The organism is Pseudarthrobacter oxydans (genome assembly GCF_034258515.1).
Taxonomy (GTDB): domain Bacteria; phylum Actinomycetota; class Actinomycetes; order Actinomycetales; family Micrococcaceae; genus Arthrobacter.
On the sequence record NZ_CP139438.1, the window covers coordinates 4,150,980 to 4,165,628 of the forward strand.

Consider the following 14,649-nt stretch of genomic DNA (forward strand, 5'->3'; position numbering starts at 1 on the left):
GTCCCGGGGTTCGCTCCGCGTCCTGTTCGCCGCAGGCGGATACGATGCATCCTATGAACAGCGCCAGCGCTCCCGGGGCAACGCAGTCGTCCTCGGAACTTGAATCCGGGACCCAGGCCACCAGCAAGGGCCGCATCCTGGCGTGGGCGTCCTGGGACTGGGGATCAGCGGCCTTCAACGCGGTGATGACCACGTTCGTCTTCACCGTCTACCTCACCTCCAACGCCTTCGGCGGCGAAGACCGGGCCTCCGCGGTCCTGGGAGGCGCATTGGCAGTCGCAGGCCTGGCCATTGCCCTGCTGGCACCGGTCACCGGCCAGCGCTCTGACGCCGGCGGCCGGCGCAAGCTGTGGCTGGGGGTCAACACGGCCGCCGTCGCCATCCTCACGGCGCTGTGTTTCTTCGTGTTCCCGCAGCCGGAATTCCTGCTGTTGGGTGTGACCCTCATTGCGCTGGGCAACGTGTTCTTCGAGTTCGCCGGCGTCAACTACAACGCCATGCTCGCGCAGATCTCCACGCCGCGGAACATCGGCAAGGTCAGCGGCCTCGGCTGGGGCGCGGGCTACCTTGGCGGCATCGTGGCCCTGCTGATCGTGCTCCAGCTGTTCGTCCAGCCCCGCTTTGACTGGTTCGGGGCGTCCACGCAGGACAGCCTGAACATCCGCCTGGTGGCCGTCTTTTCGGCGCTCTGGTTCTTCATCTTCGCCCTTCCCGTGCTCTTCGCCGTTCCCGAACTCCCCCGCGCTGCCCAGGCACGGCGGCTCGGCTTCCTGGCCAGCTATGGGCTGCTGGTCCGGCGGATCAAGGCGATCTACGCCACCAGCCCGCACACCATCTACTTCCTGCTGGCCAGCGCCGTGTTCCGCGACGGGCTGGCCGCCGTCTTCACCTTCGGCGGGATCATCGCCGCGGGCACCTTCGGCTTTGAGCTGTCCCAGGTGATTTTCTTCGCCATCTTCGGGAATGTGGTGGCGGCTGTGGGCGCGGTCATCGGCGGGTTCCTGGACGACCGGATCGGCCCGAAGCGGGTGATCATCGGATCGCTGGCGGGCCTCCTGGTTGCCGGCACCGTGATCCTGGTGCTCGGCAACGGCGACTACGTGTTCCTGGGCATGGCCTGGGCCGGCAGCACCACCTTCTGGGTGTTCGGGCTCTTCCTTTGCCTGTTCGTGGGGCCCGCCCAGTCCTCATCACGGGCCTACCTTGCCCGGCTTGCCCCGCATGGGGAATCCGGCGAGCTCTTTGGCCTCTACGCCACCACCGGCCGCGCCGTCAGCTTCCTGGCGCCGGCGCTCTTCACCCTGAGCATCGCCCTGGCCACTCCCTTTGTGGCCCCGGGCGAGGCGCAGCGCTGGGGCATCCTGGGCATCATGGTGGTGCTCCTGACCGGGCTGCTGGTCCTGCTGCCGGTGAAGTCTCCGGACAAGGCCCCCATCGCGGTGGTTCCGGCCGCCTAGGCGCGGCGGATTCAGGGGACGCCGGCTGGTCCTGCGCTACCTCCCGGACCCGGGGCTGTCCCCACGCCAACAGGGCCTTGGCAGACTAGGCTGGAGGCATGAACGTGGACGAAACGAACCTTCCCGGCCTGGGCCGGCGCAAGGATTTCATGACGGCCTCCGGCCGCCGGATCGGCGTGGTGGAGCTGCGTGAGGGCCAGACGGAACTGATTGTTTCCACCTGGGATGATCCCGATACCTGCCAGGCATCCATACCCCTTACCAGCGAGGAGGCCGCAACCCTGGGCAATCTCCTCGGCGGGCAGCACCTGGCCATGAAACTGACGGAAGAGCACAAGGACGTTCCGGGAATTGTGACCCGCCAGTTCTCCATCGCCCCGGACTCCCCGTTCCAGAACCAGCCCATGGGCAAGGCCTGCATCCGCACCAGGTGCGGCGTCTCCATCGTGGCCATCATGCGCGAAGGCGAGGTGCTCCCCTCGCCGGGACCCGACGTCGTCCTTCACACAGGCGACCTGCTGGTGGCGGTGGGCACCCAGGAAGGCCTCGACGCGGCAGCCGATATCCTGCGTCACGGATAAACGCCGTGGATCCGCTGGCCCTGACCCTCGTTGAACTGGGGGCCGTTGTGTTCTGCCTCGGCCTCCTGGCCAGGCTGGCCGGACGGATCGGAATGTCACCCATCCCGCTCTACCTCCTGGGCGGGCTGGCCTTCGGCGCCGGCGGCATCGTCAAGCTGGAGGGGATGCAGGAGTTCGCGCATCTCTCCGGGGAAATCGGCGTGATCCTGCTGCTTCTTATGCTCGGACTGGAATATACGGCAGCGGAGCTGTTTACTGGCCTGCGGCGGTCCTGGCAGGCCGGCGTCCTGGACCTGGTCCTGAACTTCCTGCCCGGCGCGGCCCTTGCCTACCTGCTGGGCTGGGGCGGTGTCGGCGCCATGGTGATGGGCGGGGTCACCTACATCTCCTCATCGGGGATCGCGGCCAAGGTCATCACGGACCTGGGCCGGCTGGGCAACCGGGAAACGCCGGTGGTCCTGTCCATCCTGGTGTTCGAGGACCTGGCCATGGCCATCTATCTTCCGGTCCTCACCACCATCCTTGCCGGGGTCAGCTTCCTCGGCGGCCTCACCACCGTGGGCATTGCCCTCGCCGTTGTGAGCGTGGTGCTGATGGTGGCCCTGCGCCACGGGCATCACGTGTCCAAGGCCGTCCACAGCGAGAACTCGGAAGTGTTCCTCCTGAACGTGCTGGGCGCCGCCCTGCTGGTGGCCGGCCTGGCCTCCGCCATGCAGGTTTCCGCGGCGGTGGGTGCCTTCATGCTAGGCATCGCCATCTCAGGGGCAACGGCCCACAACGCCACCCGCATCCTGGAACCGCTCCGGGACCTCTTCGCCGCCATCTTCTTCGTGGCTTTCGGGCTCAACACCGATCCTTCATCCATCCCGCCGGTGCTCGGCTGGGCACTGGTGCTGGCTGTCATCACAGCGGCCACCAAGATGGCCACCGGGATCTGGGCGGCCAAGCGCGCAGGGATCGCCAGGCCCGGACGGTTTCGCGCCGGCGCCACGCTCGTTGCGCGCGGCGAGTTCTCCATCGTCATCGCCGGCCTGGCAGTGGCGTCAGGAGCGGTTTCGGATGAACTGGCAGCCCTTGCCACTGCGTACGTCCTGCTCATGGCCGTCATCGGTCCGCTGGCTGCCCGCTATGTTGAGCCGCTGGTGAGGCCATTGCTGCGGCCCCGGAGCGTGGCCGCCAAAGCCTAGGAACGCGGTCCTGATGCCAACCGCGCGCGCCTAGATCGACGTGCGGTGGAAGTTCAGGTGGCTGCGGCTCGCCGTGGGGCCGCGCTGGCCCTGGTAGCGGTTGCCGTACTCGCCCGAGCCGTACGGGTGCTCCGCCGCGGAGGACAGCCGGAAGAAGCACAGCTGGCCGATCTTCATGCCGGGCCACAGCTTGATGGGAAGCGTGGCCATGTTGGAAAGCTCCAGGGTGACGTGGCCCGAAAAACCGGGGTCGATGAAGCCCGCGGTGGAGTGCGTCAGCAGCCCCAGCCGGCCCAGGGAGGACTTGCCCTCCAGCCGGGCGGCGATGTCGTCCGGCAGCGTGACCGTTTCATAGGTGGAACCCAGCACGAACTCGCCCGGATGCAGGATGAACGGCTCGTTCTGTTCCACCTCCACCAGGCGGGTGAGCTCCGGCTGTTCCTCCGCCGGGTCGATGTGTGCGTACTTGTGGTTATCGAACAGGCGGAAGAATTTGTCGATCCTCACGTCCACGGAGGACGGCTGGACCATCGCCGGTTCGTACGGCTCAAGCACGATCCGCTGGGAGTCTATTTCGGCACGAATGTCGCGGTCAGAGATCAGCACCGTCCCAAATTACCGCATGGCCTATCAGTACCTGTTATCCACAACCGCATTCTTTCGTTGTTGCTGGCGTCTGCTGGGGCTAATGTTGCCTCAGTGATTCAGGCGCCGGATGGTCTCCCGGATGGCCCAACAGAGCTGGGGTTGTTGTGAATAAATTGGTGGCGCCCGCCTTCATTGGCGCGCTCTGCGCTTTGGTGCTGGTCTCCTCGTCGGCCGGCACGCCTCCCCTGCCGCTGTCGCCTGGGGTGGCAACGGGAGCGGCGGGTCCGTCCAGCGTCGTCCTGGCCATGGCCACCGTGAACGACGACGGCGGCGCCTCCGCGGGTGAGGGCTCGGCCGCGTCGGGGCTCACCCCCGCCGTGGAACCTGGCATCCGTCCGGCGTCGCCCGCGGGCGCTGCCGTCGCAGTGGCACCGGAGCCTGCACCCGCTGCGCCGTCACCTGGCGTGCAGGCGGCACCGGCGCCGAGTACGGCCACTGCGGAACCGGCCCCCGAGGTCCCCTGGATTCCGCCGCTCTGGGCCCCGGATGAAGAACTGGCCTCACCGGCGCCCTCCCGCTTGGCGGCTCCCGAGTCGGCCACCGCACTGCCTTCGACGGAGGCCCTGGTTCCGGACAGCAATGCCGCAGCGATTCTCACAGTCTTCACCAAAATCAATGAGTACCGGGCGTCCAAGGGCCTTAATCCGGTGAAATACCACCCAACGGTGGCCGGGCTGGCGCAGGAGTGGTCGGACAGCATCGCGTCCCGCGAGGTGATTGAGCACCGCGCCAGTTTCTGGACCGATCCGCGTGCCCTCAGTCCGACCAACGGCGCCGGCGAGGTCATCGCTATCCGAACTGACCGCGATGCCGCGCTGCTCGTGGAATGGTGGAAGAGCTCCGCCGGCCATAACGCCATGCTGCTCGATCCGCGCTTCAACGTCATGGGCGCCGGCATCTCGTACACGGACCGCACGTACCAGATCTGGGGAGTGGTGAACTTCTTCGGCTATACCACTCTTCCAGCCGGCACCCTCGATGCTCCCGGCGGTGCCGGGTCCGGCAATGCCTTCCCACCGGCGGCAGCCAGCGTGTGCGACGCACCCGTCAAACATATGCCGCCCACGCTGGACCTCTCAGCCGCAGCGGTCAAGGGGCCGGGTGACCTCGTGACCGTGGATTCCGCCGGACAGCTCCTTGCCCGCGCTGCCACCGGCGCGCGCACCTATGCCGCCGCCAGGGTCATCGGTTCAGGCTTCACGGGCGCCAAGGAGGTGTTCGTTACCGACTGGGACCGGGATGGTGCCTACGATCTCCTGACCCAGTGGACCGACGGCACCCTGACCCTGCACCGGGGCATCGCCACAGGCGGGTTCCAGGCCGCTGCCATCCTCGGGAGAGGGGGATGGGAGCCCCTCACCCTTGCCGTGGGTGGCTGGTGCGCCAACAACCGGATGCCGCAGCTGCTTGCGCTGGACGGAGCCGGGAGTCTCTTCCTGTACCCGAACAAGGGCCTGGGCGACCTTTCAGAGCGTGCGTTCGTAGGCTCTGTCGGCGCTGCCCGGAAGCTGTCCATGGTGGACTACGACGCCGACGGGTTCCAGGATGTCCTCGCGCTGCGGGCCGACGGATCGGTTCAGCTCCACCGCGGCTGGGGCACCCCCGCGCTGCGCGCCGAAACAAGACCTACGGTCGCCACCGGCTGGGGAGACGTAACAGGCATCAGGGCTCTGAGGGACGTCACCGGACTGAACTCCACGGGGTTGGCGCTGCGGCGGGCAACCGATGTTGTCCAGTACTGGGACCTGACCTCGGGAAGCCTGGCGGCGCCGTCGAACATTCCAGGACCTTGGACCGGGCAGCGGCTGGCGCAGTAGGCACTAGATGGCCGGCTGGAGCTCCAGCACGTCCTTGAGGCGTTCCAGCTGGGCCACTTCGGAACGGAGGTTCCGTTGGAACATCCTGCTGGTAAAGCCGAGCTTGTTCAGGAAACCGGGCCGGTTCAGGAACCCGATGGCCTCCTTCGCCCGGGCTTCCAGGGCAAACCGGACACGCGTTCCCCCGGATTCCGTACTGAGGTAGTACCCGCCCGAACGGTGCGCAGGTCCGGAGATGACCTGGAACTCGATCTCCGCGCCGGGCCGGGCCGTGGTAATTTCCAGTTCCGCTGGAATGCTCAGTCCGGACCGCCCGGCCACCATCTTCCGGTAGACCGCGCCCTTGGCGGCGGAAGCGCCCTGCAGCAGCGTGACGCTGCGGACCGAGTCGCACCAGAGCGGAAGATTGGTGGCATCCAGCAGGTACAGGTATACGGCCATGGCGTCACGACTGATCAGGACCTCATGCTCAGCAAATGCCATGGGGATCTTTCTGTGTGGACGTCGGCTGGCCGCAGCAGCTGCGCCCCCCGGCACCGCAGCTACCCGGTTCAGGTTAGCCAGCGCTCCGCGTGCCCACCTAGCCACGGCCGGGGACGTTATTCAAGAGTTACTGGATGACGCGCGGGCCGGCCGGGACACGGCGCCCGGCGCCTCGAATGGGCAGGGCAGGCACACATCTGCGCTAAGCTATGTTCTGCCCCTCCTCGGCGGGGCATTGCGGCTGTAGCTCAATGGTAGAGCGCTAGCTTCCCAAGCTTGATACGCGGGTTCGATTCCCGTCAGCCGCTCCATGTTTTCAGCGGGGCCGCCAGCACCCGCCGGGCCATTAGGTACCGCCCTGTATCGTCAGTAGTCAGGAACCTATTCGGTTCCACTACAGGAGCGATCATGGCTGACAAGTCCCCCCGTCAAGCAGCATCCAAGAAATCCGGCAAGTCCATCAAGGAAAAGCGCGCAGATAAGCGGGCCGCCGCAGCGCCGGCGAGTTCCCTGGATATCACCTCGAGCAAGGCCGCCAAAAAGAAGTGACCGGCCAACAGAGCCAACTCACCCTTGGCGTGCTGGCGTCCACAAGGAAACCGGACGAACGCCGCCTCCCCATCCACCCCCTGCACTTTGAGCGCATTGCGCCGGAGATCCGCCAGCACATCATCCTTGAGCACGGCTACGGGAAACGCTTCGGCGTTTCGGACGCGCACCTCTCCACCCTGGTGGGCAGGATGGCCGGCAGGGAGGCCCTCATGGCGGAGGCCGACGTCGTCCTCCTGCCGAAGCCGCAAGCGGAGGATTTGTCCGACCTGCGGGACGGCCAGGTCCTCTGGGGCTGGCCGCACTGTGTCCAGGACCGCGCCATTACGCAGCTGGCCATTGACAAGAAGCTCACGCTGATCGCTTTCGAGGCCATGAACCACTGGGCCAGCGATGGCGGCTTCGGGCTGCACGTCTTCCACAAGAACAACGAGCTCGCAGGGTACTGCTCAGTGCTCCACGCACTGGCACTGACCGGCTCAACCGGCGACTACGGACGCCGGCTCAGCGCCACAGTCATCGGTTTCGGCGCTACGGCACGCGGCGCCGTTACGGCCTTGAACGCCCATGGCATCCACGACGTCCAGGTGCTCACCAACCGCGGGGTGGCCGCCGTCGGCGCCCCCATCCACTCGGTCAACATCGTCCAGTTCGATCACGACGCCGAAGCACCCTTCCTCAGCCAGGTCATCACCGAACGGGGCAGGGTGCCGCTGGCGCCGTTCCTGGCCGAGAGCGACATCGTGGTCAACTGCACCCTGCAGGATCCCAACAACCCGCTGACCTATCTGCGCACGGAGGACCTCGCCGCGTTCAACCCGGGCAGCCTCATCGTGGACGTGTCATGCGACGAGGGAATGGGCTTCAGCTGGGCACGGTCCACCACCTTCGCGGACCCCATGTTCACGGTGGGCGACCATATCAACTACTACGCCGTAGACCACAGCCCGTCCTACCTCTGGAACTCCGCCAGCTGGGAAATCAGCCAGGCCCTGCTGCCGTTCCTGGAAACTGTGGTCAGCGGCCCCGAGGCATGGGACGGCAACGAAACAATTTCCCGCGCCATCGAGATCCGCGACGGCGTGGTCCGCAACAAGGACGTGCTCGAATTCCAGAAACGGGAAGAGGCTTACCCGCACCGGGCGCTTTAGCCGCAGGCTACGCCGCCGCCCGCCGGACAATCCTCACGGGCTGCCGACGGTCCTTGAGGTCCACCCGCAGCAGCAGCGAACCCTTGCGCGCCAGGATCAGGGCGACGGTCACGGCCGCGAGGGCCGGCACCCCGCCGGACACCAGCAGGGCCACATGCGGATCGGCATGTTCAGCGACCCAGCCGAGCATGGGGCCACCAATGGCCTGGCCGCCGATCAGCACCATGATGTACAGGCTCATCACCCTGCCCCTGATGCCCATGTTGGAGCTGACCTGGACCAGCTGGTTGGACCCGGTCAGGAACATGAGGCACCAGAACCCGGACAGCACCATCACTGCGCCGAACACCGGCATGGACGGGGCCAGGGCGGCCAGGCAGAGCATGGCGCCGTACATTCCCGCGCAGAACACCACGGACCGCAGCCGGAGGTGGCGGCGCCGGGTGGAAGCCACAGCCCCGGCCAGCGCGCCGAGCGCCACCAGGGCGTTCAGGAGGCCGTAGCCGCCGGCACCCACGTTGAAGACGTGGTCCGCGTAGGCAGCGAGCACCACCGGCAGCCCCATGGCGAAGACTGCAATAAAGCCGGCCATCAGCCACGGCCAGTAGATGGTGGGCTTGCCCAACGCGTACCGCAGCCCCTCGCGCAGCATGCCCTTGCTCTTCGGGGTGGGTGCACTGACGAACAGCTGGTCCTTGCGCAGGATGAGCAGCATGGCCACCGTAGTGCAGCAGGCGAAGGCGTTGCCGGCGAAGGCCCAGCCCGCCCCCACGGCAGTCAGCAGCCATCCGGCCAGGGCGGGGCCAATCAGGCCGCCCAGCTGGAAGGTGGTGGAGTTGACGCTGATGGCGTTGCGCAGGTAGTTGGGCCCCACCAGTTCGTTGACGAAGACCTGGCGTGCCGGCTGGTCGAGGACGGTCACCAGGCCAAGCACCAGTGCGATCAGGTAGACGTGCCACACCTCAATGGCGCCGCTGAGTGCAAGGGCTGCCAGAGCGGCGGCCAGGACCGCGGCCATGCCCTGGCACAGGATCAGGATCTTCCGCTTGGCGAACCGGTCCGCAATCATCCCTCCCCAAGGCCCGAGGAGCAGGGACGGCAGGAACTGCAGCGCCACGGTGATGCCAACCGCGGTCACGGAGCCGGAGAGTTCCAGCACCAGCCAGTCCTGGGCGATCCGCTGCATCCAGATGGCGACGACGGCGATGAAGTGGCCGATCGCGAAGATGCGGAAGTTGGGAACCCTGAGGGAGATGAACGTGTGCTTCCATGGCAGGCGTTCGCTGACGACGGCGATGGGCTGGGTTTGGTTGGGCTGGGTTTGGTTGCGCCGGCTTTGGCTATCTGGCGGGGCGGAGTGTGCGGTGTCGATGACGGGCTGGGTGACGGTTGCCGATGAAGGCGGTGGGGGTGCCACAGGTGTGTCCTCACAGTGCGTGCGGTCCGGGATGTCCTTAACGCTAGGCTGGAGGCACCGGATTATGGAGACGTATCGTCCCTATAACTCCTATTGCAGACTGCAATACAGCAACGTCCACCCCGACGCCCCCGGAGTCCATCGTGTTCGAACCAGCCCAGCTGCGCTCTTTCCTGGCCGTGGCGGAAACACTCAGTTTCACAAAGGCCGCCGAGCGGCTCGGACTGGCCCAGCCCACGGTCAGCCAGCATGTCCGCAAGCTGGAGGCGGCCGCCAAGCGGGTCCTGGTCAGCAGGGACACGCGGGACGTCCGGCTCACGGACAACGGGGACGCGATGGCGGGGTTCGCCCGGAACATACTCGCTGCGCACGACTCCGCTTCACGGTACTTTTCCGGTTCCGCGATGCGCGGACGGCTGCGGTTCGGTACTGCTGACGACCTTGCCATTACAGGCCTGCCGCGGATCCTGCGGGAGTTCCGGCAGATCTACCCGCAGATCAACCTTGAACTCACGGTGGGCCAAAGCGACCAGCTGTACCGGAAGCTCAACGCGGGGCAACTGGACCTTGTGTTCGTGAAATGGGTGGCCGGAGCCAAAGACGGAACGGTGGTGCAGCACGATTCCTTTTCCTGGGTGGGACTGGAGCAGACCACGCTGGACCCGTCAGCCCCCGTTCCGCTCATCGCCTACCCGTCCCCCAGCCTGAGCCGCAAACTGGCCATCGACGCCCTCGAGTCCCATGGCAGGACCTGGCGGATCACCTGCACGACACGGCAAATCAGCGGTGTGCTGGCGGCGGTACGGGCGGGGATCGGCGTCGCCGTCATGCCGTCGTCGCTCGTCCCGGAGGACCTGAAGATCATTACCCGGCGCTTCGACCTGCCCGCGGTGGGCGACGTGGACTTCACCCTGATCCGCAACCCGCTGGCCAACGCCGAAGTCATTGACGCCCTGACGCAGTCAATTGTGGGCCGGACCATTAACCGACCAGCATAACGCCCCAAGGTGTCCCGCAGGCGAAGCCAAGCCGGTGTTTCCATTGATTGCCGAAGGCCGCATCCCTTATGCTGAATTTTCCAGGGTCAAGCAGCCGGCCGTCATCCAACACGACGCCGCTCCTGCATGCCAGGATTCCGGCTCGGGACAGGCAGCCAATGACGACAGCCAAGAACACCCACTACAGCCCGGCCCATGCCCGTGCGCACACCCCTGCGCGGCCGCTTGGAACCCGCAATTCCAGACTCGGTGCAGGCATTGCCACCACCGACTCCGGATACGTCGGCAAACCTACCTGTGACAGATGCCGCACTGACGAGTTTGTCTACCTAGAGTCTTACATTCCGCCCACCTACCGCCGTGACGGTTCGGTAGGCACCCTGGGCGAAGTCGCCTACACCTGCACCCGGTGCGAGGATTTCTCGGCCCACAGCGTTCCAGTCACGTGGACGCCGCCCGGGTGGTACCTGGGCTAGTATCCGCAGGCCGAAGAGGGCCGGACGGCCACCGCAAGGTGAGCGTCCGGCCCTCTTCGTGCCGGCATGCTTGTGCCGGCAGACTCCTCGATCAGGGCTCTAGATCAGGGCGTCCGAGAGGTGGTTGGGCGTTCCGAACCGGTGGGCGGTGATGCTGACGGCCTGCTCGTGCAGGAAGGGCAGCAGTTCCACGCGGCCGGCTTCGGTGACCGGGTGGGCATAGATTGCCAGGTCGGGACGGCCGCCCGTGGCCTTGGCAAGGCCTGCCGCATCGCCGCCGATGAGGCGGACCCGTGCGCCGGAAAGCTTCCCCGCCGCGGCGAGCCGGCCCGCGGAAGCCAGCCATTCGGCGTCGGACTCCACCATCACTTCGATGTCCAGCGCGGTGAGCACCGGGCGCAGCTGGACGGGAAGTTCGACGGCGGAGGACACCGTGAGCGCAGAACCCGCCAGCACACCGGCTGCCACAGTCCGTACCAGGTGGCCCAGCGGCGCGCCTTCGGACAGGCGGACCGTCACGGGCAGGCTGCGGTAGCGGAAGATGTTGCGCTCCGCGCTGAGGCCGGAGACGTCCTTCGCTGTGCCGAACTCCTCCGTCCACGCCTGGGCGTCGGACGCCAGGGCCCGCTGCACGGACTCGAGCTCGGCGGGCTGCAGGGCAGCGCCGGCAGTGTTGAGGATGCGCCGCACGCCGGGGTGGGTGACAGCGGCATTCGCCGAGGCCGTGGCGGGCGCCCAATCGCCGAGCCCTGCCAGGTAGTTGGGCCCGCCAGCCTTGGTGCCTGCGCCAACGGCGGACTTCTTCCACCCGCCGAACGGCTGGCGCTGCACGATGGCGCCGGTGATGCCTCGGTTCACGTACAGGTTTCCGGCCTGGATGCTGTCCAGCCAGACGCCCAGTTCCCCGGAGTTCAGGGAGTGCAGGCCTGCGGTGAGGCCGTACTCGATCTGGTTCTGGATGGCGATGGCTTCCTCAAGGGTGTCGGCGGTCATTATGCCCAGGACCGGTCCGAAGAATTCGGTCAGGTGGAAGTAGGAGCCGCGCTTGACGCCGTAGCGCACACCCGGGCTCCAGAGCCGGCCGGTGTTGTCCAGCTTTTTCGGTTCCACGGCCCAGTTCTCGCCCTCGCCCAGGGTGGTGAGGGCGTTGAGGAGCTTGCCCTTGGCGGGTTCGATGATCGGGCCCATCTGGCTGGTGGGGTCCTCGGGGTAGCCCACCTTGAGGGAGGTCACGGCGTCGATGAGCTGGTTGTGGAACCGCTTGGACTTGGCGACCGATCCCACCAGGATCACCAGCGACGCGGCCGAGCACTTCTGGCCGGCGTGCCCGAACGCGGAGTACGCCACGTCCTTGGCTGCCAGGTCCAGGTCCGCGCTGGGGGTGACGATGATGGCGTTCTTGCCGCTCGTCTCGGCCAGCAGCGGCAGGTCCTGGCGGAAGGACCGGAACAGTTCGGCGGTCTCGTAGCCGCCGGTGAGGATCACGCGGTCCACGGCCGGGTGGCTGATGAGCTGCTTGCCCAGTTCCCGCTCGCCCAGCTGCACCATGGTCAGGACGTCCTTCGGGACGCCTGCCTCCCAGAGGGCTTCGACCATGACGGCGCCGCTGCGGGCGGCCTGCTTGGCAGGCTTGATCACGACGGCGGAGCCGGCGGCGAGTGCCGCGAGGGTGGACCCGGCGGGGATGGCAACCGGGAAGTTCCATGGCGGGGTTACGACGGTGAGCTTCGCCGGGACGAACGTGGCGCCGTCGACCGCGTCCAGCTTGCGTGCGGACTCGGCGTAGTAGTGGGCAAAGTCCACGGCTTCGCTGACCTCGGGGTCGCCCTGGTCAATGGTCTTGCCGGTTTCGCTGGCCATGACCTCAAGCAGGTCGGCGCGGCGCGCCTCCAGGACGTCGCCGGCGCGGTGCAGGATTTCGGCGCGCTCGGCGCCGGACAGGGCACCCCAGGCCTTGCCCTTCTCCACGGCGGCCTGGATGGCGCCGTTCAAGGTTGCTTCGTCATTGATGAAGGCGGCTTTCACGGAGGCGTTGCCCAGGGTGGAGGACGGGACGCGGTCCAGGATGGCCCGGCCCCAGTCGCGGTTGGCGGGCAGGGACGGGTCCGTGTCCGGGGTGTTCTCGAAGTGGTCGTGCGGCCTGGGGACGGGCGGCAGGCTCCGGTTCTGCTTTCGGTTGGGCGCCGGGACACGGTTGTCCAGTTCGGCGAGGGAGGCGAGGAAGCGCTGCTTCTCGCGCTCGAACAGGACTTCATTCTTGTCCAGCTCGAACACGGCGGACATGAAGTTGTCCTGGCTGGCGCCCTCTTCGAGGCGGCGGATCAGGTAGGCAATGGCGACGTCGAACTCGGCCGGGTGCACCACCGGCGTGTAGAGCAGCAGGGAGCCGACGTCCTTCTTGACGGCTTCGGCCTGGCCCTGGGCCATGCCCAAGAGCATTTCGAACTCGATACTCTGCTGTGCGCTATCCGCGATGCCGCGCTGCTTGGCAAGGAGCCAGGCGAAGGCGATGTCGAACAGGTTGTGGCCGGCCACGCCGATCCGGATGTTCTTGATCCGCTCGGGGTGCAGGGAGTAGTTGATGACGCGCTTGTAGCTGGTGTCCGAGTCCTGCTTGCTGCCCCAGGTTGCCAGCGGCCAGTCGTGCAGGGAGGATTCCACCTGCTCCATGGGCAGGTTTGCGCCCTTGACCACACGCACCTTGATGGCGGCGCCGCCGTTGGCACGCCGTTCAGCCGCCCAGTCCTGCAGCCGGATCATCGCGGACAGGGCATCCGGGAGGTAGGCCTGGAGCACAATGCCCGCTTCCAGGTCCTTGAATTCGGGCTTGTCCAGGATCCTGGTGAAGACCGCGATGGTCATGTCCAGGTCCTTGTACTCCTCCATGTCGAGGTTGATGAACTTGGCTTTGGGAAACGAAGCTGCGCGGGTGAACAGCGGGGTGAGCTTTTCCACCACGTGCTCCACGGCTTCGTCGAAGGCCCAGGCGGAGTGCGGGGCAACGGTGGAGGAGACCTTGATGGAGACGTAGTCGACGTCGGGGCGCGCCAGCAGGGCGTGCGTTCCTTCGAGCCGGCGGGAGGCCTCGTGCTCGCCAAGGACAGCCTCGCCGAGGAGGTTGACGTTGAGCTTGATGCCGTCCTTGCGGATCTTGGCAATCGCGGGCCCGAGCTTGGCGTCGGTGGCGTCAACGATCAGGTGGCCCACCATTTCGCGCAGGACCTTGCGGGCAATGGGGATGACCACCTGCGGCATGACCGGAGCCATGGTTCCGCCCAGCGCTACGGCGCTGCGCATGTACCAGGGCAGGAACGCGGGGACCTTGGGCGCCAGTGCCGCGAGGTTGCGGGCGGCAACGTTCAGGTCCTCGGGGCGGACCACGCCGTCCACGAAGCCAACGGTGAATTCCAGGCCGTTGGGGTCCTTCAGGACGCCGGCAAGCTGCTGGGCCGAAGCGTCCACGGGCACCTTCGAGGCCTCGGTCAGCCAGTGGCGGACCAGCGCCACGGCGTCGGCTGCCAGGGCCTTGGCCTGGGGCACGTCGACGTCGACGGTCCGGGGCGCAGTTCCGGCGGCAGCTGCGGGTTCCATTGCAATGTGGGTCATTGTTTTCCCGATCTTTCTGGGGTTCAAGGAGGTCTTATCAACCAGTATGAGCTTCCAGTCACATAAGATAAAGCGATCTTTTCTAAGCAATACCGGTTAGAAAAAATGAACCATTGAACCCGGCAGGATTGCCCTTCCCCCACCGGCCCGTCCCTCACGCGGCGAACCGTACTTGCCACCCTCTCTCACTTAATGCGGGAAAAACCGAAACGCTCTATCACCCTCCACAGGAAGGTGATAGAGCGTCCGGGGTTTAGCGACGTTAAGTGAGAGAGCGTC

General features: G+C 66.5%; 12 protein-coding genes and 1 tRNA gene. 9 read left to right on the plus strand and 4 right to left on the minus strand.

Annotation, left to right across the window (positions count from 1 at the left end):
- Positions 1 to 53: 53 nt before the first annotated feature.
- The 3 genes from SMD14_RS18970 (at position 54) to SMD14_RS18980 (ending at position 3,225) form a co-directional block, all read left to right on the plus strand.
- Positions 54 to 1,457: an MFS transporter gene (locus SMD14_RS18970; RefSeq protein WP_321214670.1), complete on the plus strand. Its 1,404-nt coding sequence runs from the start codon at positions 54 to 56 to the stop codon at positions 1,455 to 1,457.
- Between the two features lie 98 nt (positions 1,458 to 1,555).
- Positions 1,556 to 2,038, plus strand: a complete 483-nt coding sequence (locus SMD14_RS18975) for a cation:proton antiporter regulatory subunit (RefSeq protein ID WP_157240465.1) — start codon at positions 1,556 to 1,558, stop codon at positions 2,036 to 2,038.
- A 5-nt stretch (positions 2,039 to 2,043) separates the two neighbouring features.
- Positions 2,044 to 3,225 carry a cation:proton antiporter gene (locus SMD14_RS18980; protein WP_321214671.1) on the plus strand — a complete coding sequence of 394 codons (1,182 nt, stop codon included), beginning with the start codon at positions 2,044 to 2,046 and terminating at the stop codon, positions 3,223 to 3,225.
- 30 nt (positions 3,226 to 3,255) lie between these two features.
- On the opposite strand, the gene dcd is transcribed toward SMD14_RS18980, so the two are convergent.
- Positions 3,256 to 3,831 carry a dCTP deaminase gene (gene dcd, locus SMD14_RS18985; RefSeq protein WP_321214672.1) on the minus strand — a complete coding sequence of 192 codons (576 nt, stop codon included), beginning with the start codon at positions 3,829 to 3,831 and terminating at the stop codon, positions 3,256 to 3,258.
- A 158-nt stretch (positions 3,832 to 3,989) separates the two neighbouring features.
- Between dcd and SMD14_RS18990 the strand changes: the two genes are divergently transcribed.
- Positions 3,990 to 5,690 (plus strand): CAP domain-containing protein, encoded by a 1,701-nt coding sequence (locus SMD14_RS18990; RefSeq protein ID WP_321214673.1) that lies wholly within the window; start codon positions 3,990 to 3,992, stop codon positions 5,688 to 5,690.
- A 3-nt stretch (positions 5,691 to 5,693) separates the two neighbouring features.
- On the opposite strand, the gene SMD14_RS18995 is transcribed toward SMD14_RS18990, so the two are convergent.
- A complete protein-coding gene (locus tag SMD14_RS18995; protein ID WP_321214674.1) occupies positions 5,694 to 6,173 on the minus strand; it encodes an SRPBCC family protein in 480 nt (159 codons plus the stop codon).
- A gap of 237 nt (positions 6,174 to 6,410) precedes the next feature.
- Between SMD14_RS18995 and SMD14_RS19000 the strand changes: the two genes are divergently transcribed.
- The 3 genes from SMD14_RS19000 to SMD14_RS19010 all read left to right on the plus strand — a co-directional run bounded on the left by SMD14_RS19000 (position 6,411) and on the right by SMD14_RS19010 (position 7,873).
- Positions 6,411 to 6,484, plus strand: a tRNA-Gly gene (locus tag SMD14_RS19000).
- Between the two features lie 97 nt (positions 6,485 to 6,581).
- A complete protein-coding gene (locus tag SMD14_RS19005; protein ID WP_197432449.1) occupies positions 6,582 to 6,722 on the plus strand; it encodes a hypothetical protein in 141 nt (46 codons plus the stop codon).
- Positions 6,719 to 7,873 (plus strand): N(5)-(carboxyethyl)ornithine synthase, encoded by a 1,155-nt coding sequence (locus SMD14_RS19010; protein WP_321214675.1) that lies wholly within the window; start codon positions 6,719 to 6,721, stop codon positions 7,871 to 7,873. Before SMD14_RS19005 ends, SMD14_RS19010 begins: the two co-directional genes overlap by 4 nt.
- A gap of 7 nt (positions 7,874 to 7,880) precedes the next feature.
- Here the strand turns inward: SMD14_RS19010 and SMD14_RS19015 are convergent, their stop codons facing one another.
- Positions 7,881 to 9,290, minus strand: a complete 1,410-nt coding sequence (locus tag SMD14_RS19015) for an MFS transporter (protein WP_321214676.1) — start codon at positions 9,288 to 9,290, stop codon at positions 7,881 to 7,883.
- 143 nt (positions 9,291 to 9,433) lie between these two features.
- On the opposite strand from SMD14_RS19015, the gene SMD14_RS19020 reads away from it, so the two are divergent.
- A complete protein-coding gene (locus SMD14_RS19020) occupies positions 9,434 to 10,288 on the plus strand; it encodes a LysR substrate-binding domain-containing protein (protein WP_321214677.1) in 855 nt (284 codons plus the stop codon).
- Between the two features lie 158 nt (positions 10,289 to 10,446).
- Entirely contained in the window at positions 10,447 to 10,764 is a 318-nt protein-coding gene (locus SMD14_RS19025) for a hypothetical protein (protein ID WP_321214678.1), read from the plus strand.
- Between the two features lie 99 nt (positions 10,765 to 10,863).
- On the opposite strand, the gene SMD14_RS19030 is transcribed toward SMD14_RS19025, so the two are convergent.
- On the minus strand, positions 10,864 to 14,370 hold the full coding sequence (locus tag SMD14_RS19030; protein WP_321214679.1) for a bifunctional proline dehydrogenase/L-glutamate gamma-semialdehyde dehydrogenase: 3,507 nt from the start codon (positions 14,368 to 14,370) through the stop codon (positions 10,864 to 10,866).
- Positions 14,371 to 14,649 lie beyond the last annotated feature (279 nt).